This window comes from Emticicia soli, from assembly GCF_037860775.1.
Classification (GTDB): Bacteria; Bacteroidota; Bacteroidia; order Cytophagales; family Spirosomataceae; genus Emticicia; species Emticicia soli.
This window is the reverse complement of sequence record NZ_JBBEWC010000004.1, coordinates 468,875-490,101: the sequence shown is the minus strand read 5'-3', so window position 1 is coordinate 490,101 and position 21,227 is coordinate 468,875. Positions and strand designations below refer to the sequence as shown.

At 36.6% G+C, this 21,227-nt stretch carries 19 protein-coding genes; 1 reads left to right on the top strand and 18 read right to left on the bottom strand.

The window, feature by feature from the left end:
• Nucleotides 1-3 precede the first annotated feature (3 nt).
• The 16 genes from pseI to WAE64_RS07685 all read right to left on the bottom strand — a co-directional run bounded on the left by pseI (nt 4) and on the right by WAE64_RS07685 (nt 18,361).
• Nucleotides 4-1,038, bottom strand: coding sequence for a pseudaminic acid synthase (gene pseI / locus WAE64_RS07760; protein WP_340235689.1), 1,035 nt, complete (start codon nt 1,036-1,038; stop codon nt 4-6).
• Nucleotides 1,035-1,913, bottom strand: a complete 879-nt coding sequence (locus tag WAE64_RS07755; RefSeq protein ID WP_340235688.1) for a methionyl-tRNA formyltransferase — start codon at nt 1,911-1,913, stop codon at nt 1,035-1,037. The genes pseI and WAE64_RS07755 overlap by 4 nt, the downstream gene beginning before the upstream one ends.
• Complete coding sequence (locus WAE64_RS07750; RefSeq protein ID WP_340235687.1) at nt 1,889-2,455, bottom strand: GNAT family N-acetyltransferase; 567 nt, start codon at nt 2,453-2,455, stop codon at nt 1,889-1,891. Before WAE64_RS07750 ends, WAE64_RS07755 begins: the two co-directional genes overlap by 25 nt.
• A complete protein-coding gene (pseF, locus tag WAE64_RS07745; protein ID WP_340235686.1) occupies nt 2,430-3,137 on the bottom strand; it encodes a pseudaminic acid cytidylyltransferase in 708 nt (235 codons plus the stop codon). Before pseF ends, WAE64_RS07750 begins: the two co-directional genes overlap by 26 nt.
• Nucleotides 3,138-3,216: 79 nt before the next feature.
• Entirely contained in the window at nt 3,217-4,395 is a 1,179-nt protein-coding gene (gene pseC / locus WAE64_RS07740; protein ID WP_340235684.1) for a UDP-4-amino-4,6-dideoxy-N-acetyl-beta-L-altrosamine transaminase, read from the bottom strand.
• Nucleotides 4,396-4,399: 4 nt separating this feature from the next.
• The gene (gene pseB, locus WAE64_RS07735) at nt 4,400-5,419 is read right to left on the bottom strand and encodes a UDP-N-acetylglucosamine 4,6-dehydratase (inverting) (protein WP_340235683.1); all 1,020 of its coding nucleotides are present in this window, start codon (nt 5,417-5,419) and stop codon (nt 4,400-4,402) included.
• A 97-nt stretch (nt 5,420-5,516) separates the two neighbouring features.
• Entirely contained in the window at nt 5,517-6,557 is a 1,041-nt protein-coding gene (locus WAE64_RS07730; protein ID WP_340235682.1) for a Wzz/FepE/Etk N-terminal domain-containing protein, read from the bottom strand.
• A gap of 150 nt (nt 6,558-6,707) precedes the next feature.
• Nucleotides 6,708-7,220, bottom strand: coding sequence for a UpxY family transcription antiterminator (locus WAE64_RS07725; RefSeq protein WP_340235680.1), 513 nt, complete (start codon nt 7,218-7,220; stop codon nt 6,708-6,710).
• A 37-nt stretch (nt 7,221-7,257) separates the two neighbouring features.
• On the bottom strand, nt 7,258-9,594 hold the full coding sequence (locus WAE64_RS07720; RefSeq protein WP_340235679.1) for an SLBB domain-containing protein: 2,337 nt from the start codon (nt 9,592-9,594) through the stop codon (nt 7,258-7,260).
• 108 nt (nt 9,595-9,702) lie between these two features.
• Nucleotides 9,703-10,560 carry a glucose-1-phosphate thymidylyltransferase RfbA gene (rfbA, locus tag WAE64_RS07715; RefSeq protein WP_340235678.1) on the bottom strand — a complete coding sequence of 286 codons (858 nt, stop codon included), beginning with the start codon at nt 10,558-10,560 and terminating at the stop codon, nt 9,703-9,705.
• Between the two features lie 304 nt (nt 10,561-10,864).
• Entirely contained in the window at nt 10,865-11,491 is a 627-nt protein-coding gene (locus WAE64_RS07710; RefSeq protein ID WP_340235677.1) for a superoxide dismutase, read from the bottom strand.
• 79 nt (nt 11,492-11,570) lie between these two features.
• Nucleotides 11,571-12,032 carry a nucleoside deaminase gene (locus WAE64_RS07705; RefSeq protein WP_340235720.1) on the bottom strand — a complete coding sequence of 154 codons (462 nt, stop codon included), beginning with the start codon at nt 12,030-12,032 and terminating at the stop codon, nt 11,571-11,573.
• A gap of 89 nt (nt 12,033-12,121) precedes the next feature.
• Complete coding sequence (nadA, locus tag WAE64_RS07700; protein ID WP_340235676.1) at nt 12,122-13,081, bottom strand: quinolinate synthase NadA; 960 nt, start codon at nt 13,079-13,081, stop codon at nt 12,122-12,124.
• 58 nt (nt 13,082-13,139) lie between these two features.
• Entirely contained in the window at nt 13,140-14,096 is a 957-nt protein-coding gene (locus tag WAE64_RS07695; RefSeq protein ID WP_340235675.1) for a hypothetical protein, read from the bottom strand.
• Nucleotides 14,097-14,331: 235 nt separating this feature from the next.
• Nucleotides 14,332-16,044: a type IX secretion system protein PorG gene (porG, locus tag WAE64_RS07690; RefSeq protein ID WP_340235674.1), complete on the bottom strand. Its 1,713-nt coding sequence runs from the start codon at nt 16,042-16,044 to the stop codon at nt 14,332-14,334.
• Between the two features lie 229 nt (nt 16,045-16,273).
• Nucleotides 16,274-18,361: a S9 family peptidase gene (locus WAE64_RS07685; protein WP_340235673.1), complete on the bottom strand. Its 2,088-nt coding sequence runs from the start codon at nt 18,359-18,361 to the stop codon at nt 16,274-16,276.
• 239 nt (nt 18,362-18,600) lie between these two features.
• On the opposite strand from WAE64_RS07685, the gene WAE64_RS07680 reads away from it, so the two are divergent.
• Complete coding sequence (locus WAE64_RS07680) at nt 18,601-20,082, top strand: M28 family peptidase (RefSeq protein ID WP_340235672.1); 1,482 nt, start codon at nt 18,601-18,603, stop codon at nt 20,080-20,082.
• Between the two features lie 53 nt (nt 20,083-20,135).
• Here WAE64_RS07680 and WAE64_RS07675 read toward each other — a convergent pair whose 3' ends face one another.
• Nucleotides 20,136-20,834, bottom strand: coding sequence for a GIN domain-containing protein (locus WAE64_RS07675; protein WP_340235671.1), 699 nt, complete (start codon nt 20,832-20,834; stop codon nt 20,136-20,138).
• Nucleotides 20,831-21,226, bottom strand: coding sequence for a GntR family transcriptional regulator (locus tag WAE64_RS07670; RefSeq protein WP_340235670.1), 396 nt, complete (start codon nt 21,224-21,226; stop codon nt 20,831-20,833). Before WAE64_RS07670 ends, WAE64_RS07675 begins: the two co-directional genes overlap by 4 nt.
• Between the last annotated feature and the right edge of the window lies 1 nt (nt 21,227).

The following is a 21,227-nucleotide window of genomic DNA, read 5'->3' as shown; positions in this document are numbered from 1 at the left end:
TAATTACAATGAAAGTGCATCTCCCCTTTTATAGCTTTTGTAAGTAGTTTTTCCCAGTAGCCCCTCAAAATATTTGGGATGAATACCATCGCCTGGGCGTATTACTCGTATATTTTCTTCAGTAAATATTTCACCTGCTTTAATATCTTTTACAACATATATAGAACGCTTGAACAAAAGACTTTTCTTCTCAGAATCTTGGATGCCATATTGAATTTGGCCTAATGATTGCCAAGCGCGTTCGGTCTCTATAACTAATGATTTAAGTTCATCAGGCTCTAAAGAGAATGCTGAATCTACACCTCCTTCTGCACGGCTTAAACAAAAGTGCTTTTCTATTACTGTTGCTCCAAGCGTTACCGCAGCACACGGAACACCAATGCCCATTGTATGGTCGCTCAAGCCAACTTCACATTGGAATAAATCTCTTAAGTGGGGAATCGTACGGACGTTTGAGTTTTCAGGGCTTGCCGGATAATTACTTGTACATTTTAATAATACTAAATCTTTACAACCATTTTCTCTTAATACCGTTACTGATTCATCTAAGTTAGCAAGTGTACTTGCACCGGTAGACATAATAACGGGTTTACCAGTTTTTGCTATCTTTTTTAACAAAGGGTGGTGATTGTTTTCAAAAGAGGCAACTTTATGAACTGGTGTATTAAGATTTTCTAGAAAATCAACGGCTGTGTCATCAAAAGGTGTTGAAAAACAAATAACATTATTATCTGCTGCACACTTATACATTGCTTCGTGCCATTCCCAAGGCGTATAAGCTTCCTGATATAGTTCATATAAATTTCTGCCTTTCCAAAGAGACGTTTTATCTTCTATATCAAACAATCCTCCTCTGTGATCAATCGTCAATGTATCTGCGGTATATGTTTGCAACTTAATAGCATCGGCCCCACATTGAGCTGCAATTTCTATAATTTTTAAAGCTCTTTCTAATGACTGGTTATGGTTACCACTCATTTCGGCTATAATGAAAGGTTTGTGGTCTCTTCCGATATTATAATTTCCTATCTTCATCATTCTACTATTTCTCCTATTTGAAAGTCATTTTTGTTATAATCTTCAATCTCGAACAGCTTCATAGCACCATTCGATGTTTTTATTATTATCCCATCTTCCTCTATTGCTAAAATCAGTCCATTTGCATCAGTATCTTTAAAACCTAAACTATTATAATTAGACGAATGTACAACTTTTTTCTTAAAATTATGATAGAAAAAAGCTCCGGGATATGGCTTTGCCAATGCTCTAATCCAGTTGTATATACGTTCTTTATGCCAATCCCATATAATTTTTCCATCTTCCGGCTCTCGCTTAGAAAAATAAGTTGCCAAAGTTGAATCTTGTTCATATGGCTCGTTAATTTCTATATTCTCTAAAACTTTGTCAACCAGCGAGGGATAATACTCATAATACTTTTCTAAGATTGTAAACCCTGTATCTGTATCAGAGATAGGTATTATAACTTGTTCTAAAATTGGTCCGGCATCCAGTCCTTCAGTTAAGATATGAGCCGTTATGCCTGTTTGTTTTTCTCCATTAATTATCGCCCATACATGAGGAGTTCGTCCTCTATATTTTGGTAGTAATGACCCATGGAAGTTAACCGCATACTTTTTGGCTAGATTAATCAGTCCTTTCTCGATAATAAATAGGTAATTTATAGAAAGGATAATATCTATATTTAATTTTTCTGCAAACTCAAGAGATTTATTATTGCGTGGATTACCAATAAAAACAGGGACTTTATTTTGATTACTAAAATCAATAATATTAGTAGACTTCCTGTCTGTGAAAATAGCTGTAATATTGAACCTTTTTACTAAATGTAAAAGGACAGTATAACCTAAATTTCCGCTGATTAATAATGCTATATTATACTTTTGGGTGCCCATTTTGAATGAATTAAAACATCAATAAATTTATTTTCAAACAGGCAATGGCCAACAAGCCGAGCTTCATTGTGGAAATTGTTTTTTATTAATGCTTCGTAAAGATGAGGTCTCAAATCAAAAGCATAAGTGTAGATTTTATGAAACTGAAGTTCTTCAAAAGCAATTCTTTCGAGCAATTGTAAAAATACCGACCAATGGAATTCAAATTTTTCAGCTTCTAACTTTGTATTCATGATAAAAGATACTTCTGCATTTTTATCTATCCAATTAATATGAACTAGCCCACCATACCCGATGCACACATCATTTTCTAAGTAAGAGAATAGTACTTGATTCGGCTTTTCTTGTTGAAACAATTGAGCTACTATATTCTCATAATACCATTCCTGTTTTTCTTTAGTGAGTGGTTCGGCCTGTCTTAGATGATAAATCTGTTCATTACGCCATTGCATAATATCATATTTGTCTTCATCTCTGAGCGGAACAATAGAATATTTATCGATGCTAAATCCTTGTTTATTTAAACACAGGTAGTTTCTCATTATAGATTAAGCTGAATTTCATCTCTGCTAATTTCCAATCGGTTTCGTTATCGATATCTTGCCCTTCTAGTTCACTTATCTCAATAGCGCCTGAATTGGTAGTAATTAGTTTTTGAGTTTGTAAAAATGAATTTACATTGAAAAAATAAAACTGGCCTGCATCATGAAATGCTTTAGGCAAATCTTGTGAGCGGGTCAGAGCATATTGCGGCTCCATCCAATTTACTCTGTCATTCTCTTTTAAAAAAGCTCTTTGGATCGGAAAAGAGAAAGACTGTACGGGTAATACTGTATCAAAGCCACGGTTTATCAATAAATTATGCGCTTCTTTTAATTTATCAGCTGATACGAATGGTGCTGTAGGATAAATACAACAAGCATAAGCAAAATCTTTGTTTAAAGAAGAATAATTATTTAAAACTTCATTTAATACTGAAGCAGTGGTAGCATGATCGTTGGCATTTTCCTCCGAGCGCAAAAAAGGAACGCTTGCTCCGTACTGTAGCCCTATTGATGCAATCTCCTGGTCATCAGTTGAAACTATTATTTCATCAAATAGATTACTTTCTATAGCTGCTTTGATAGAATAAGCTATGATTGGGAGTCCACAAAAATCTTTTATATTTTTTCGTGGTATCCGTTTACTTCCACCGCGAGCTGGTATTACAGCTAACTTGGCCATAATTATTTAAGATAAAATATTTATAATATAATACAGATAATTATTAGCAAGACTTACTAAAGACAGTTCTATAAGTATATTATGATAAAAAATCCTTAATAGTATCTATCACATACATTTGCTCCGCCTCAGTGAGGGTAGGGTACATCGGCAAGCTGATACAATGCTTATAGTAGGTTTCGGCCTTTGGTTTATCACCTTCTTTCCAGCCTAAATCTCTGTAATATGGCATCAGATGGCATGGGATATAGTGTATCTGAGCAAAAATATTATGCTCTCTCAGATAATTATAAAGCCCTAATCTATTTTCTACCTCGATAACATACAAATGGTAAGCATGGCCTTCTACTACGCCTGATTGGCCTTTGATAGCATCAATATCTTTAAAAGCAGCGTAGTAATTATTGGCTATTTCTCTTCTTCTAACCAAACCTTCGTCTGCTCTTTTTAGTTGGCTATCGCCTAATGCAGCCTGAAAATCAGTTATTCTATAATTGTATCCCAATGTCTGCATTTCCATGTACCACCCCGGATATTTATCTTTACCACCAGCAAACTCAATGGTATTTACATATAAATCGTCAGATTTTACGATACCATGCGTGCGCAGTTTCAAGAGAGCTTTATAAAGATTTTCGTCGTTTGTAGTAATCATACCACCTTCACCACTAGCTATATGCTTTACAGGATGAAACGAGAAAATTGCTAAATCTGCAAAGTTACTGTTACCACAGCTTTGTTTTTGCCCCTTCGAATCAACAAAGTAACCGCCTGGTGCATGACAAGCATCTTCAATAATCCAGAGATTATATTCGTCTGCAAGTTTACGGAATTCTTCCAGATTAACAGCTCTTCCAGCAAAGTCAACAGGAATAATTCCTTTATAAGTGCCTTTCGGAGATTGTTCTAACAACTCTCTTACTGCATTTATATCAAGCAGATATGTATCTGGTTCAATATCAGCAAATACAACCTCTCCACCGCAGTAACGAACACAATTGGCTGATGCTGCAAAAGTAATAGGAGTTGTAATAACTTTATCACCTTCTTTTACACCTAAAGCCATTGCGCATAAATGCAAAGCGGCTGTTCCATTAGCCAAGGCTACTGCATATTTCGCTCCTACATATTTTGCGAAATTCTCTTCAAACTCTTTGATTTTAGGCCCTTGTGTTAGATACGGGCTTTTAAGCGTTTCGATGACAATGGCAATGTCTTCGTCGGTTATATTTTGTTTTCCGTAAGGAATTGCGTCCATTTAATTAAGCTTCAAAAGTTGAGTCTACGTGTTCCTTGATCAATGCTCTTAGGTTTTCTACGGTTTCCCACTCAGTGTTTTCGCCTGAATTATATTTGAATCCGATAGGTACTTTTACTGCCCCAAACTGGCTGATAAAATCATCAAGTTTCCATTTATGCATCGAAGGAAGAATAGTATAATATTTACCAAGATCATAAGTAAGGAAAGAATCTGACTCTGAAATCATTTCTTCATGTATTTTTTCGCCGGGTCTGATACCCACAACTTTCGTTTCGCACTCAGGGGCAATAGCTTGAGCAATATCAAGAATACGATATGATGGAATCTTAGGGATAAATATCTCTCCACCCCAAGCGTGTTCTAAGGCATGCATTACCATGTCTACTCCACCTTGTAGAGAAATATTAAAGCGGGTCATGCTAGGGTCAGTAATAGGAAGAATACCTTCTTTTCTTTTATTAATAAAGAACGGAATAACAGAGCCATTTGAGCCCATTACATTTCCGTATCTTACTACCGAAAACTTGATAGGGTTCCAACCCTTAATATTGTTAGCTGCTACAAATAATTTATCAGATGCAAGTTTAGTAGCACCATAAAGGTTGATAGGGGCACAAGCTTTATCTGTCGATAATGCAACTACACGTTCTACATCTGTCTCTAAACAAGCATTGATGATGTTTTCAGCACCTAAAATATTTGTTTTTACACATTCCATTGGGTTGTACTCCGCAATCGGAACATGTTTCATTGCTGCTGCATGTATTACATAGTCAACGCCTCTTAGTGCTCTTTTAACTCTTTCAAAATCACGCACATCTCCTATAAAATATCTTATCTGAGGATATTTAGTGTCAGGATACTCTTGCGCCATCTGAAATTGTTTTTGCTCGTCTCTTGAGAAGATGATAAGCTTTTTAATTTCAGGGTACTTTGATAAAATATGACCAGTGAGGGCTTTGCCTAAAGATCCGGTTCCTCCGGTAATAAGGATTGATTTATCTTTTAAAGTAAATGACATGGAATATTGCGTTGTTTTGATTCAAAAAATCGGTGTTAAATTTAATTCACACCAATTGGTTAATATATGATATCTAATGTTAATTGAGTGCGAATGTTTAAATTTCAAATACCTTTTTATAGTTTTGTTTTCTTAGCATAATAACAAATAAAGCTATAACTCCACCTACTACTATACCTATTAGAAGTATAATTGCTCTTTTAGGTTCGCTCTTTTGTGTAGGAGCGGCAGGAGGAGTTAATACCTGAAATACAGGTATTGATTCTTGAAAATTGATATTTGCCTCTTCGTATTTCTTTACTAACTCATCATAGAATACAGAAGACGTACGATATTCTGACTCTATTCTTTCTCTTTGAACGTCGGCAGATTGTAAGCGGATAGTAGGCAACTGAAACTGGTCGCTATACTGAGCTCTCTTTGCTTGTGTTGAATAAAATTTACCTCTGGCGGCATCAACTTTTTCTTTCAAAAATTCTAAGTTCTTTTGGGCTTTATCTGTTCTATAATGAGTAATATAATTAGTAAGATAAATCATAGAAAAGCGTGCAAGACTAGCGGCAACAACTGGGTCGGGCATTTTAACCGAAATACTTATTATGCCACTTTTTATATCAATACTCGTCTGAATCCTCTTTTTCAGGTCTTTAATTCTATCTTCGCTTAAGGTGTTTAAAACTAAAAAACCATTTTCTTTAACCGGAAATTTTGTGATTTTCTTTTGCGGTATTTCCTTGTTTTGCTCTATTACCTGATGATAAAAATTCTCGAATGATATTTGTTTATTATCTTTTGTAGTAACAGTTTGTTTAAATAAATCCAGAAAAAAAGGAGTACTTTGTAATATATCTGGATACAAATCTGGGCGGAAAGCATCTGTTCCATCTCCACTACTTGCTATATCAACCCCCGCTAAACTTGCCAATCCGGCTAGACCTCTTAATTTATTGCCTTTTGAGGCAAGTTCAGGTAATATCTGCCCTTCAGAAATAAATTCGTCTTTTTTAGTAAAAGCATAATAAGCACTAGCTCCTAAGAATATTGCAACAATACCCAAAAGAAGAAGTTTTTCTTTCCATATTATCTGAATGAAAGCCTTTAAATTAAATGCAATAATATCGTCTTTTACTTCTTCCATTATTTTTGTTTTATACTACTTTTATCTTAAAACCAAAGAATTAAATACGGCTTCGCCGTCCTGAGTCCCATTTTTAACTATTAGGTCAGGGAAAATTTATTTTAAAATGCTAACAGTATAGTTTTTAATAAAAAATATCGTACTACTTTGTTAGGTAATTTGCTTTTCTTTGTTTTCTATCGGATTTACTATAATATTAGACTGAGATACATATAGAGCAAACCCTAAACTTTCAAGTTGTAACATTAATTGATTTCCATTCTGCTTCATAACGATGGCTTCTTTATCAATTAATATGCCCGACTTTATTATTACACGTTCGTTATTCTGAAACTGCTTGATACTAATCTGCTCGTGGTCATATTCATTTAACCACCTTTTAATTTCTGCTATTTCCTTGTCTCGAACAATGGCTGGCTTTTTTAGCCAAAATAAATACCTTAAAACCCCTGAGACCTGAAATACTTTATTTCTATCAGAGTCTTCCAGATACACAAAACAATATGATGTAAATAAGGGAACTTCAACTTTTTTCTTTCTATCAGACCATTGCCGTGCTACAACCTTTACAGGGCAATAGGCTTCTATTCCTATTTTTGTTAATTCATTGGCAATTTTTTTCTCTTGCCTAGGCTTAGTATAAACCACAAACCAATTTTTCATGCTAGTTGGGTTTATGTGATAATAATTACCTTTAAGTCTAAATAAGGCGTATCAATGTAAGTAATACGGCAGACAATGAAACAAATCCTGTTCCGATAGCTATTCTTTCTGCCGGAGACATTCTGACTCTATTTCTTGTCGGAACATAGATACTCATACCTTGTTGTATTTTTGGGTAAACTTTTATCCCAAAGAAACTACGAGTTCTGTTAGTACTTCCGTTTGCATATTGTACGTAAGTCTTTTTCACAAAAGCACTATCTGTAAACCCACCTGCTTGTGCGATATAGTCATTAAAAGAGAAGTCAGGCTGATACGCAACCCTCGTTGGGTTTAAAACTTGCCCACCAATAGCAATCGTTTGTCTTTCTTTGGGGATTTCTATTCTGTCGCCATTTTCAAGAATAAGATTAGAAGCTGTATTTTTATTTTTCAGGGCTTTGTCAAAATCAACAAATACAAGTTTATCATTTCTGTAAAGTTTAGCCCCGGCTATATATGCTTCTTGGCGTAGCCCCCCTGCTCTGTCAATCAAATCACTTAATCGGTCTGTTTTATTTTCAATTGTATATGTACCAGGGTAGTTAACTTCACCTACTATATAAACTGGTTGCTGCACTTCATAATTTGGCAAACTTCGAACAAAAACCTTATCAAAAGGTTGCAGTTTTGCGCCTCCTTCTGCCGGATTCAATTCTTTCGATATATCAACTGAAATAATCTGTACCGTTTTTGCACTCAACTCGTCATTATAAAGCCGGCGAGCAATTTCAATTTTTTTACCTGTTGCACCATCTGTAAAGCCTCCAGCTAATAAAATAATATCTTTTACCGACATATTTTCGGCAAAAGGGAAAACCCCCGGATTATTAACAGCCCCTTCTATGTTAACGACTCTTTCTTGACGAATCTCTACAATTGACTTTACTACCAATTGGTCTTGTCTTTTCAGTTCAATATCAGCTATTTCTCCTTTTAATAATTTACTCAGGTCAACCGGTACATACATCTGGTCAAGATCTTCTTGTTCACGTATCAAAATGGCTCTATTGGCATAAGCATCTTCTCTTAAGCCTTGTGCACTTTCAATTAATTGCTTAATAGTTTTTATTTTATCACCTAGTGCGTATTCGCCTGGTCTGAATACTGCACCTCTTATTTCTACTTTATTTTCAAAACGGTCTAAAATAGTGCCTACATAAAATTGGTCACCATTTTGTACTGTAAAATTAGTACTCGTTTGTGGGTCAAAGGTTAGTAGTTTTTTCTCAGTTTTTGTATTTCTACGTACATTTATTGTGTTAGTATAAGCCTGTTCGGTATATCCGCCTGCATACCCTAATAAAGTATTGAAATTGTCATTTTCATTTAACTCAAAAATGCCGATTCTTTTAACCTCTCCTTCTATTTTAACCTTTTTCTGAAAAACAGGTACCAGAATTACGTCTTGGTCATGCAGGTTGATATTGTCTTGTAGCGTGCCTTTCAGCAAGAAATCATAAACGTCTATTTTTTTTACAAGAACATTGTTGCGGAATATCTGAATATTTCTGAAAGACCCATTCTTGTTTGGCCCTCCTGATAGATAAAGTGCATTAAATGCAGATGCTAAAGAAGAAACGGTATAACTGCCTGGGCTTGTAACTTCACCTACCAAGGTAACCTTTATGCTTCTTACATTGCCAAGCGTAACATCGGCATTCAAACGGCCATTCTGCAAACCGGCAAAGATAGTTTTTAAGCGTTCGATGATTTTTGCTTTAGCTTGCTCAATCGTATTGCCATTTACATAAATAGGAGAGAGGTTTTCTATTTTTATAGTGCCTTCAGGCGAAACCTTTGCATCATAATGTTGATAAGCATAACCCGTAATATCAATCTTTAGCTCATCGTCAGGGCCTAAAATATATCCTTTTGGAGTTGCAAGCCTGAGGTTAGGTTCGAAAGTCAGGTTTTTATTGCTGAACAATTCACTGCCAAATGTTTCTAAGACCTTGCCTACTTCCTGTTTATCCGATGCCACTACTGGTGTTCTTTCAGCTAATTCGCCAATTTGTTCACGGGTAACTTTATCTGTTTTAATATCATTTGTGTTGGTAGGTTTTACCTCTGCAGTACCGGTTTTTAAGCGGTTAATACGCTCTCTTAGTTTAGCTATGTCAATTGCAGTATAACCATTTGCCAGAGCTGCCGCTTCTATCTGAGTTTCGGTGAGACCTCTTGTTTGGGCTTCTTTCAAAAAAGTTTCAATTTGCTTATCAGTTAGATTTTCAACGCTGGTAGGAGAGGTAGTAGGCGTTTGCGAATATGCTATTTCAAAGAAACCGAAAATTAATAAAAATATTATTTTATAGGGAGTTTTAAAGGAGGTCATAACAAAATTTTATATACGCGTCATTTGAACAAACGCCTGCAAATTTAACTAAATCTCATGAAAGAGACAAACCGATATGCATTAAGTTTAAGATCAGAAATTGAGGCATTAAATGAGGTTTAAAAGGTACTGACCATATCCACTTTTTACCAGTGGTTCGGCAATTTTTTGTAATTGTGTACTGTCAATGAAGCCCATACGATAAGCAACTTCTTCAATACAACCTATTTTAAGACCCTGACGCTCTTCTATTACTTGCACAAATTGTGCAGCTTGCATTAGAGAAGGAAAAGTTCCGGTATCGAGCCATGCTGTTCCTCGGTTCATAATGCCAACGCTTAGTTTGCCATTCTCGAGGTATTTTCTGTTAATATCTGTTATTTCTAGTTCTCCACGGGGCGACGGTTGAATGTTTTTGGCTATTTCAACTACATCGTTGTCATAAAAATATAAGCCCGGAACGGCAAAATTAGACTTCGGCTTTGCCGGTTTTTCTTCTATGGATATTGCCTTTCGGTTTTCGTCAAATTCTACAACACCGTATCTTTCAGGGTCTTGTACCTGATAAGCAAACACTACGCCACCTTCAGGGTTTGTGCTACTCTGAAGCAGTTTGCTCAGGCCCGCTCCATAAAAAATATTATCGCCTAATACAAGTGCTACACTATCATTACCGATAAAATCGGCACCAATAATAAAGGCCTGTGCAAGGCCATCAGGGCTTGGTTGCTCTGCATATGTAAATTCGCATCCTATTCTGCTGCCATCTCCTAATAACTTTTTAAAATGAGGTAAATCATGAGGGGTTGATATAATCAGAATTTCTTTAATACCCGCCAACATTAATATTGACAACGGATAGTAAATCATTGGCTTGTCGTATACAGGCATTAATTGTTTACTAACAGCAAGCGTAAGTGGGTGTAAGCGAGTACCCGAACCTCCGGCAAGTATAATTCCTTTCATTATAAGTTAATTATAAAACGAAGTAATAAATATTTTAACTATTATTAGTAAAAAATAGACTTAAATATAACAATAAGCGGTTAATTTATCATCTTCATACAGGTATGGAATCCTAAAAAATTGTGGTTTTTGATGCAAGTTATAGCATTTCTAACAAATGTGATAGCAAAAACTATAAAAGTTTACAAAATCTTTATTTACTGGTAAATTGTATTATTCTAATAAATCGGTGTTTTGATACCACTTAAAAACAAAAAAGGAGATACTTAAATAGGTATCTCCTTCTAAAATTATTTAATAATGTTTATTCGTTCGGAATAACTCTCTTTGCATTTGAGAAGCGTTTTTGTACTGCTTCCCAGTCAACTACATTCCAAAATGTATCAATATAATCAGGGCGTTTATTCTGGAATTTCAGGTAATAAGCGTGTTCCCAAACATCTAAACCTAATACCGGAATACCTTTTTTCTCAGCTACGTCCATCAATGGGTTATCTTGGTTAGGAGTAGAGGTAATAAAAAGTTTCTCTTGGTCGTCAACACACAACCATGCCCAACCTGAGCCAAAACGACTGATTGCTGCTTTTTTGAACTCATCTTTGAACGCATCAAACGAACCCCACGCCTCATCGATAGCTTTGCCTAAAGTACTTGAAGGGGTACCACCACCATTTGGTGAAAGAATATTCCAGAATAAATCATGGTTAAAGTGTCCGCCACCATTGTTTCTAACAGCAGCAGGATATTTACTGATATTTGCCAAAAGTTCTTTCAAGCTCAAGCTTTCCATTTCTGTGCCTGCAATGGCATTGTTTAGATTTGTTACATAAGCTTGGTGATGACGGTCATGGTGGATTTCCATGGTTGCCTTGTCAAAATTAGGCTCCAGTGCGTCACTTGCATAAGGGAGCGGATCGAGTGTGTATGCCATATCTTAAAGTAAGTTTTAAAATGTTGAATATAATTGTGTTAGTTAATTCAGCCTAAAGGCTAAACGTTAACAAGAAAAATTATGTTCGCAAAGTCTTGAAAAAATTCTTGAGAATAATTTCGCAATCTTTCTCCAGAATGCCTTTTACAACGTTTGTCTTTGGGTGAAGAAGGTTAGGAGTAGCTCTGCTAAAGCCTCTTTTGGAGTCAGATGCGCCATACACAATTCTATCAATTTGTGCCCAGTTGAGTGCTCCGGCACACATTACGCATGGCTCAAGCGTAACATACAAAGTACAATCTTTCAGATATTTTGCTCCCAGAAATTGTGCAGCGGCAGTGATGGCTATTATTTCGGCGTGCGCAGTTACATCATTTAGTTGCTCGGTTTGGTTAGAGCCTTTGCCTATAATTTTGCTACCTCCGGCTACAACAATTGCTCCTACAGGAATTTCGCCTGCTTCACCCGATTGTATTGCTAAATCAAGTGCTTTAGCCATAAAATATTCATGAGAGTAGAGCGGATAATTGAGTGCCAAAATTTAAGTATTTAGATTGTTAAAGACAATTAAGAAACAAAGGTTCGCCTACTAAGCGAACCTCTATATAAACTACGTATCAGATTTCAATGTTACAGACCAAATTTTGCTGATAACTCAAGCATTCTTTCGATAGGCCTTCTGGCTGCTTCAATCACATCCATCGGTAAAACAATTTCTGGTGTTTCGTCTCTTAAACACAAATAGAGTTTTTCCATTGTGTTGAGTTTCATATGTGGGCAATCAGAGCAAGCAATGCAAGCATGGCCATTTTTTGCAGTAGGCGCAACGATAAATTTCTTCTCAGGTGCTGCTTTTCTCATCTGGTGTAAAATACCTGACTCAGTAGCTACAATGAATTCTTTTTCCGGGCTGTTAATTACGTGCTTCAATAAGCCTGTTGTAGAACCAATATAATCGGCCAGTTGTAGCACAGGTTGCTCGCTTTCTGGGTGAGCTACGACTTGTGCATTTGGGTGTTTGGCTTTTAAATCCTGAATCATTTTACCCGAAAATGTTTCATGAACCATACAGGCTCCATCCCATAGCACCATATCACGGCCTGTTACACGGTTTATATAGCCACCAAGGTTTTTGTCGGGGGCAAAAATTATTTTCTGGTCTTTCGGAAAACTCTCAACAATTTTAACAGCATTGCTACTAGTACATACTACATCAGTAAGGGTTTTTAATGCTGCCGAACAGTTTACGTAAGAAATAACTATGTGGTCGGGGTGTTGTGCTTTAAAAGCAGCAAACTCATCGGCAGGAGCCGATTCTTCGAGCGAACAACCCGCATTCATATCAGGCAAAACCACTTTCTTTTGTGGAGATAATATCTTTGCCGTCTCGGCCATGAATCTTACTCCAGCAAAAACAATCATTTCTGCATCTGTTTTAGCCGCTTGTTGAGATAAACCAAGGCTATCGCCAATATAATCGGCAATATCCTGTATTTCAGCAACTTGGTAATAGTGAGCCAGAATAACAGCATTTTTTTCTTTCTTAAGTCGGGCTATTTCCGCAACCAAATCAATACTTTCTTTTACCATTGTGGTTTGTTTTCTAAATAACTGTCAAAAAAATCGTAAAGTACTTTAGCAAGCTTGCTTATTTACAAAGGAACTCCCACTCTTTCTGAGATGTCGAGGTGCCTTTTGAATCGGAGTATAATTCTTTGATTATGTTGCCATTAGCATCATGGCCAAAGTCTCTTATACTTAAAAGCTGATTATTATAAAAATAGTTCTCTTTTATTAAGAGACCTTTGCTATTGTATTCGTAGGTAAAATAATAATCAACTTTGTTCTGACTATTTAGACGTGTTTTTTTCTCAAGGTTACCTTTTGAGTCATAAGTATTTACTGTTGAAGCATATAACACATCATTACGCAAGGTTGTTTCTTTAAGTAATTTACCCGCAGTATCATAGTCGTAGTTAGTAATTGTGGTTACTTTATCTGCTGCATCGTAATGTACCCATCGGCTCACTTTGCCTAGTGCAAAATACGTATACTTATCAGAGAAGGCAAGATTACCATTTGCACTAGTTACCTCTTTGGTAAGTATTTGCCCGTTAAGGTCAAGTCCGATTTTCTCTCTTACGGTTTCAGTAACTCCATCTTTATCAAAGAAGATCTGCTCAGAGCCTGAATCTGTAATTATTAGTTTTTTGATAGGGCTGGTGTTGTCGCTGGTAAAAACAAGTTCTTGGGTTAATTTACCTGTAATACCATATTCTTTCTTAGTTATGTTTTTTACAACATTATTATGGCTAAAAGTTATTTGTGTATTGTTGCCTTTAGCATCATACAGGTATATATATTCTTCTGTATAATTACCTGAGAATTGGCTCGAGAATGTCTTGGTGTCACTTAGCAAATTGCCTTGAGTATCATACTTTTTAAGAAATAATTGCTCTACTCTTCCTTGGCGGGTAAATGAATACTTGGTTTCGAGGCAGGTACTTGTTGGGTTAATAATATCTATTTGAGCAAAAGAGCATGAAGAGTTCAAAAATAAACTCAAACAAACGCCAACGTTTATACTTTTAAGATTTAGTTTCATGCTTTTGATGAAATAAATATGAGAAATAAATTGATCTAACATAAGTCTAGCAGATTTTTAGCATAAAATTACGACTTTTCCCGAAAATGCTACTTATGATTTTATTTAATGGCAAAAATTGTGCACAAATTGTAAGGCTTATATATAAACATGCAAAGAAATGTAGAATATAAGAGAAAAAAAGAGAGCAGAACTCTGAAGTTCTGCTCTCTTAATATAAATTCAGTTGTTATAATTATTTCAACTGGAACTCAATACGAGTGTTTGTTTTCTTACCATCTGGAGTAGTGTAAGGAGTCGATGGATCCTCATCACCTTTTCCTTCGTAAGTCATACGTGCTTTGCTGATACATTTTTTCTTCAAGAAGTATGCATAGATAGCATTTGAACGCAATTTAGCTGCACGAAGGTTTGAAGCACTGCTAGAACCATCATTGTATGCTACAATGTTCAGGATACTATCTGGGCATCTTTGCAATAAAGCACAAACACGGTCTAATTTTTTGTATGAGCTTGTTTTCAGTTTGCTAGTACCAGCCTGGAATTCAATGCCTTGAGCTGCAAAGCTTAATTCATCTAACTCAGCTTTAGAAATCATACAACCGCTCAATGTTCTGTAACCTGGAGCAACACCGTTTACATAACCTTCAGGGCAACCATCGTTGGTTTGTAAACCTGCTAAGTCAGGACATTTATCTTTATCGTCAGCTACACCATCGCCATCACGGTCTGGGCATCCTTTACCAGAAGCAACACCCGGAGTTTTAGGGCAAGCATCATCTTTATCAGCAATACCATCACCATCTGAATCAGGGCAACCGTTCAATGCTGCTGAACCTGGCTCTGTAGGGCAAGCATCTTCTGCATCAGTGATACCATCACCATCAGTATCAGGGCAACCTTTCAATGATTTAGGACCCGGAACATCAGGGCACGCATCATCTTTATCTGCAACACCATCTTTGTCTTTATCAGGGCAACCATTCAATGAAGCAGGACCAACTACAGTAGGGCAAGCATCATCTTTATCAGGGATACCATCACCGTCAGTATCAGGGCAACCACCTAGTGCCATCGGGCCAGCTTGAGTAGGGCAGGCATCATCTTTATCAGGTATACCGTCTCCATCAGTATCAGGGCAGCCTTGGAATTTACGAAGACCTTTTTCGTTGATACAAGCATCACAACGGTCAACAACACCATCTTTATCCGTATCTTTATCACCGAATCGGTAAGAACCTAACAGGTTAACCATTCCGTAACCATCTTTTTTAGGTACATTTGTTACCAAGCTGGTAGTTGATTTGCTAGTACCATCAAGGTAATCGGTGAAAGCATAACGGTAGCCGGCTTCTAAACCAACTGTCCATCTTTCAGCTAAATTATATTTTACCCCAAGACCAAAAGGTATAGCAAAAGCCGTTTTTTGAAGCTCTGCTTTATCTTCGTCTAATAATCTTTGGATTGGAGGAGAAGCACCACCTGGTTGAACCGTTACGGTTGGGTTAGTGAATACTGCCGCAACACCACCATAGATGTAAGGTGTTATGTTTCTTTTGAATGTTCCATCACAAAAATACTTACGCTCCCCAAATGGATATAACTCACCTGACAAGCCAACTTCTGTTAATGGAGTAGTAAATTTAAGACGACGGTAATCCCATCTGCCGTTTGGTTCATCCATATCGTTTCCGGCAAGTTGTCCGAACGCTACTTGACCTCTCAATGCGAAATAATTGCCGAAGTGTCGACGTACAAATGCACCGAACATAGGACGTACTTGTGAAAGATAGAATTCATCACTGTGAACATCGGTATAGTTTTGGTTAGCACCAATCAGGAGACCAGCCTCCCACTTGTATGGCTTACAAACTCTACAGGTGTCTTGGGCTTGCGTCGCTAGAGAGATTGTGAATAACGCCGCAAATAATAGTATTGCCTTCTTCATGTTGGGGGAATTTTATGTTATATCAAATAAAACAATGTAAAAATTGGACTAAATAAAGTATTTTGGGTCACAATCTGTTCGGAATATTTGGCAAAGAAAAAACAAAATGTTATAAATTTCTAGTAAAAAGGTTCATTTTTTTTGCGAATATGATTAATCGGTAAAATTGAACCGTAACAGTGTGTTTTTAATAGCCAAAAACATAAACTAAAAAAACTATATAATTGTTTTAAGATAAAATACCTGCTAAATCTAAAATAAAAGCATATTCTTTTGCAATCAATTTTAATGAAGCAAATCTGCCTGATGCGCCTCCATGCCCTGCTTCCATATCTATATACATCAATAATAAATTGCTATCGGTTTTTAGCGTACGTAACTTGGCAACCCATTTGGCAGGCTCAAAGTATTGTACTTGCGAGTCGTGTAAGCCTGTGGTTACCAGTAAGTTAGGGTACGCTTTAGGCTCTACGTTATCATACGGTGAATACGAGAGCATATACTCATAAGAATCTTTGTTTTTAGGGTTTCCCCATTCTTCAAATTCTCCGGTTGTAAGGGGTATGCTCTCATCAAGCATAGTAGTTACAACATCTACAAATGGTACCGATGCTACAATACCTCTGTAAAGTTCAGGCTTTAAATTTATAATAGCACCCATCAGTAAGCCTCCGGCGCTACCACCCATGGCAAACAATTTAGATGAACTACAATATTTATTAGCAATCAGAAACTCAGAGCAGTCAACAAAATCGTTAAAAGTATTTTTTTTCTTAAACATTTTGCCGTTATCGTACCACTCACGCCCCATTTCCTGCCCACCTCTGATATGTGCAATGGCATAAACAAAGCCCCTGTCGAGCAGGCTTAAACGAACCGAACTAAATGTTGCATCGGTTGAATAGCCATACGAACCATAAGAATATTGTAAGAGTGGTGCAGAGCCATCAAGTTGTGTTCCTTTTCTGTATACAATTGAGAGTGGTATTCTGGCTCCGTCTCTTGCTACTACAAAAACTCTTTCAGATACATAATTGTTTTTATTAAAGTCACCAATTATGGCTTGTTCTTTTTTCAGGTCTTTTGTTTGTGTATCTAAATTATAATCAAAAGTTGAATTTGGGGTAGTAAGCGAAGTATAAATAAAGCGTAGTACATTAGTGTTAAACTCTGGGTTTGCGCCTATGTAAGCATCGTAAGCAGGTTCGCCAAAATCAATGTAATGCTCTTCTTTTGTGGTTTGATTAATTACACGCAACTCAATCAAGCCCTCTTTTCTTTCCTGAATTACAAGATGGTTGTTAAAAACTTCTAGTGTTTCAAGAAAAACATCTTTTCGGTGTGCTATTACATCTTTCCATTGAGTTTTATTGGCTACATCGGTTTCTTTTACTTCCATCAGTTTAAAGTTAGTTGCTTTATCCCGATTGGTTCTGATGTAGAATTTATCCTGAAAATGCTCAATTCCATACTCGTGCCCTCTTTCTCTCTCCGAAAAAACTTTAAAATCTCCTATTGGTTTTGTTGCATCTAACAAACGATACTCAGTCGATACGCCATTATGGTCTGAAACAATAGCAATATATTTCTTCGATTTCATTCGATAGAGCCCCATATAAAACTGGTTGTCTTGCTCTTCGTATACCAATACATCTTCTTTTACATCTGTACCCAGCGTATGTCGCCATACCTGATAGCCTAGTAGTGTTTGCTGGTCTCTTTTTATATAAAAGAATGTCTTGTTGTCGCTTGCCCAGGCATAGCTTCCACCTTCGGTGTTTTTGATTTTTTCTTTATATAATTTACCAGTTTGCAGATTTTTAAAGCTAACTGTGTAATTCCGGCGGCTGATGGTATCTACACCATAGGCCATAATTTCTTCATTATCAGTTATTTCATAGCCGCCTATATTGAAGTAAGATTTGTTCTTTGCCAGCTTATTGCCATCGAGCAGGATTTCTTCCGGTGCATCTAAATTTTCTTTTTTTCGGCAATAAATCGGGTATTCACCACCTTCGATGAATCGGACATAGTAAAAATAATTGCCTTCTTTTACAGGCACCGATTCATCTTGTTTCTTGATACGGCCTTTCATTTCCTCAAAAAGCTGTTCTTCAAAAGGCTTTATGGGTGCCATTACTTGGTCGAGATAAGCATTTTCCGCATTCAGATAGTCTATTACCTCGGGGTTCTCTCTTTCGTTGAGCCAATAATAGTTATCTATGCGGGTATGCCCGTGTATAGATAATTCTTTGGCTTGTTCTTTTGCTATTGGTGTGGCAATACCTTCGTGGTTCATCAATTGTCTAGTGCTCATACTAGGTCTGTTATAATATTAATATCTTCTTTTACTTGCTTGAAGTTTTATGAAATATACGCACAAAAAAATTAAATCGTTCAACAAGGGCTTACCCAACAAGGTTTCTGAAAACTCTATCGAATATAAATACATTTTAAAATGACGCGGCTTTTTGTTTAAAAGGAAAAAATTAACGATTTTTATGCCTGATATTACAGCCTAAACTAAATTGGCCTAACAACTTAAATTACAGGTAGATGAGAAAGAAAATTTTATTTTTTACACTTACAATCAGCATAGCTTTTTTTTCGGCTTTTACTTCTCCTGCCGATGAACTAGAACAGCTCTTTAAAAAAATTAATAATGATGTTTTAAGCCGTGGACGTGCCTATGAAACACTTGGCGAAGCTACATCATCAATAGGCCATCGACTAACAGGTAGCCCAAACGGGGGCAAAGCCGAGGATTTTGCCTACAAACTATTGAAAGAATATGGCTTTACTGATGTAAAGTATATGCCTTTTGAGGTAGAGTCGTGGGCAAGAGACACCGTAAGTCTAGCCATTGTACCTAAGGGTAGCGATAATTTTCGTGATGTAGAGGTAGTTGCATTAGCACACTCTCCGGTTTCTTCACACTTAAAAGCTCCGATTGTAGATTGTGGCGATGGCGTAGAGGCTGACTTCGAAAAAGTAAAAGACCAGGTGAAAGGTAAAATAGCTTTATTCAACATCAATCTTCAATCGCCAGAAAACAAAGGCAAGAAAAACCTGCACCGTTCAGAAAAAACTGCTTTGGCTATTAAATATGGCGCAATAGGGGTAATTATTGCTAATGCTGTAGAAGGTGGAGTGTTATTAACTGGAACAGCTTCAGTTACAGGCGCACTTATTCCGATACCTGCCGTGTGCGTTTCGGTAGAAAGTGGCAAGGCTATTCGTAAATGGATGAAAGATGAAAATAATCTGTTGGCCGTAATTGATATGCAGAATTATAGCCGCCCTATCAGAGCCAGAAATGTAATTGCTACCCTGCCGGGAAGTTCGAAAAAACATGCTGGCGATAAAATTGTAATCGGTGGCCACCTTGATTCTTGGGATTTAGCTACCGGAGCAATGGACAATGGCATTGGGTCTTTTACTGTAATGGATGTAGCTAGGGTTTTTCAGGCTTTGAAACTGAAACCTAAACGTACAATCGAATTTGTACTTTTTATGGGTGAAGAGCAAGGCTTACTTGGCTCTAAAGCCCTGGTGAAAAAATATAAAGATGAAGGTAAATTAGATAAGGTTCAGCTAATGATGAATCTTGACATGGTAAATAATGCCAGAGGCTTTAATGCTATGGGTCGCCCCGAATTAAGGGAGTTTTTTGATGAAATAGGTAAGAAAATCAAAAACGTTGATTCTTCTTATGCAAACATCAACCCTAATGGTGCAGGCTTGCATTCAGACCACCAACCATTCATGATTCAAGGCGTTCCGGTTTGTTCGCCATCAGGTAGTTTCCCAATCAAAGCATATAACTGTTATCATGCTAACTGTGATAATTTCGATTTGATAGACAAAAAACAAATCAACAACAATGTGCGCTTTACAGCCATGATGTTGTACGCTCTAGCAAATGCTGATGCGCTACCTGTGAAGAAAATGAACGACGATGAAACCAAAGCGTTTTTGATTAAGCAAAATCTTAAAAACGAATTGATAATAGGTAAAGACTGGCGTTGGGAAGAATAAGAGAGTATCTTAAAATATATTTAAATCCCTCACAATTGTGAGGGATTTGCTTTTTATTGTAGGCTGTTCGTTTTTTGAAGAAGCACTAAATTCTCTTTAGTTGCCGATATTTTGGCCGAAGAACTCATTTGCAATGAGATTTTGCCCAGCTTTGCTTCGCCTAAATCGGCTTTAGCTTGGTTTTGTAAATCAAGACTGATGTCATCGACCCGAGAGTTGCCGATAAGTTTAAGTTGTGAGTTATCGCTTAGTGTAGCATCAATCTTTTGTACTTGTGTTTTGTTAAGTACAAGCTCTGCCTTTTTTTCTAAACTGATTTGCAGGTGCCCTCCACTTACACTATCAAGATTAATAGAAGCACAATTGGTTTTTATGGTTTCAGGTACTATTCCAGAAACAAATATAGGTAGCGGATACCTGTAATTGATATTACTATTAATGATAAGTGTATCGCCTTTGTAGGTAAAATTAACTAATTCTCTGAAACCACCTTCTTTGGGAATAAACAGCGTTTTTTCGTTACCGCTAATGTATTTTATAAGTAGCGTATTCTGATAATCAGAAGACTTACTATCCATTAACCCGTTTATTACCATGTGTTTTAACGATTTCAGAGAAATACGCTCATAGTTGCGATAAGGGTCATTTGTATTGATTTTCTGGTATTCGGCTTTTAGCTGAAAGGCCACAAAAAATATAAGGGCGATGATTGTGCCTAAAAAGCCAAGTAAAAGTTTATTGCTTGTTTTCATATTTTTGTATCAACGGAAAAGGTGCTTGTTTTTTCTTCTTTAAAAACTTCGAATCTGGCTTTCAATTCTTCAAAATCGATATTCAGCAAATCGATATTCTGAAAAAATAGAGGTAAATCATTTTTCAGGAAATCTTCTTTTCTGAAAGCCATCGCTTTACTCTTGCCATCTTCGCTCACAAAATAGCCCATGCCTCGCTTAGTAAAAATAATTTCTTTTTGAGTCAGGAACTCATAAGTGCGGGCAACTGTATTGGGATTTACCTCAAGCGTTACGGCAAGTTCACGGACAGATGGAATCTTATCACCTTGTGGCCATCGGCTTAGAAGTATGTTTTCGCAGACCATCTCGGCAATTTGCAGGTAAATGGCCTGATTATTTCTGAATTCCATG

What these genes read in the sequence shown, in the direction of transcription:
- WAE64_RS07755 (WP_340235688.1), bottom strand. Translation starts at nt 1,913, where the DNA reads ATGGGCACCCAAAAGTATAATATAGCATTATTAATCAGCGGAAATTTA.
- WAE64_RS07750 (WP_340235687.1), bottom strand. Translation starts at nt 2,455, where the DNA reads ATGAGAAACTACCTGTGTTTAAATAAACAAGGATTTAGCATCGATAAA.
- WAE64_RS07730 (WP_340235682.1), bottom strand. Translation starts at nt 6,557, where the DNA reads ATGGAAGAAGTAAAAGACGATATTATTGCATTTAATTTAAAGGCTTTC.
- pseC (WP_340235684.1), bottom strand. Translation starts at nt 4,395, where the DNA reads ATGGACGCAATTCCTTACGGAAAACAAAATATAACCGACGAAGACATT.
- WAE64_RS07685 (WP_340235673.1), bottom strand. Translation starts at nt 18,361, where the DNA reads ATGAGCACTAGACAATTGATGAACCACGAAGGTATTGCCACACCAATA.
- WAE64_RS07720 (WP_340235679.1), bottom strand. Translation starts at nt 9,594, where the DNA reads ATGACCTCCTTTAAAACTCCCTATAAAATAATATTTTTATTAATTTTC.
- WAE64_RS07725 (WP_340235680.1), bottom strand. Translation starts at nt 7,220, where the DNA reads ATGAAAAATTGGTTTGTGGTTTATACTAAGCCTAGGCAAGAGAAAAAA.
- WAE64_RS07670 (WP_340235670.1), bottom strand. Translation starts at nt 21,226, where the DNA reads ATGGAATTCAGAAATAATCAGGCCATTTACCTGCAAATTGCCGAGATG.
- nadA (WP_340235676.1), bottom strand. Translation starts at nt 13,081, where the DNA reads ATGGTAAAAGAAAGTATTGATTTGGTTGCGGAAATAGCCCGACTTAAG.
- pseB (WP_340235683.1), bottom strand. Translation starts at nt 5,419, where the DNA reads ATGTCATTTACTTTAAAAGATAAATCAATCCTTATTACCGGAGGAACC.
- rfbA (WP_340235678.1), bottom strand. Translation starts at nt 10,560, where the DNA reads ATGAAAGGAATTATACTTGCCGGAGGTTCGGGTACTCGCTTACACCCA.
- WAE64_RS07710 (WP_340235677.1), bottom strand. Translation starts at nt 11,491, where the DNA reads ATGGCATACACACTCGATCCGCTCCCTTATGCAAGTGACGCACTGGAG.
- WAE64_RS07695 (WP_340235675.1), bottom strand. Translation starts at nt 14,096, where the DNA reads ATGAAACTAAATCTTAAAAGTATAAACGTTGGCGTTTGTTTGAGTTTA.
- WAE64_RS07675 (WP_340235671.1), bottom strand. Translation starts at nt 20,834, where the DNA reads ATGAAAACAAGCAATAAACTTTTACTTGGCTTTTTAGGCACAATCATC.
- WAE64_RS07680 (WP_340235672.1), top strand. Translation starts at nt 18,601, where the DNA reads ATGAGAAAGAAAATTTTATTTTTTACACTTACAATCAGCATAGCTTTT.
- porG (WP_340235674.1), bottom strand. Translation starts at nt 16,044, where the DNA reads ATGAAGAAGGCAATACTATTATTTGCGGCGTTATTCACAATCTCTCTA.
- pseI (WP_340235689.1), bottom strand. Translation starts at nt 1,038, where the DNA reads ATGATGAAGATAGGAAATTATAATATCGGAAGAGACCACAAACCTTTC.
- pseF (WP_340235686.1), bottom strand. Translation starts at nt 3,137, where the DNA reads ATGGCCAAGTTAGCTGTAATACCAGCTCGCGGTGGAAGTAAACGGATA.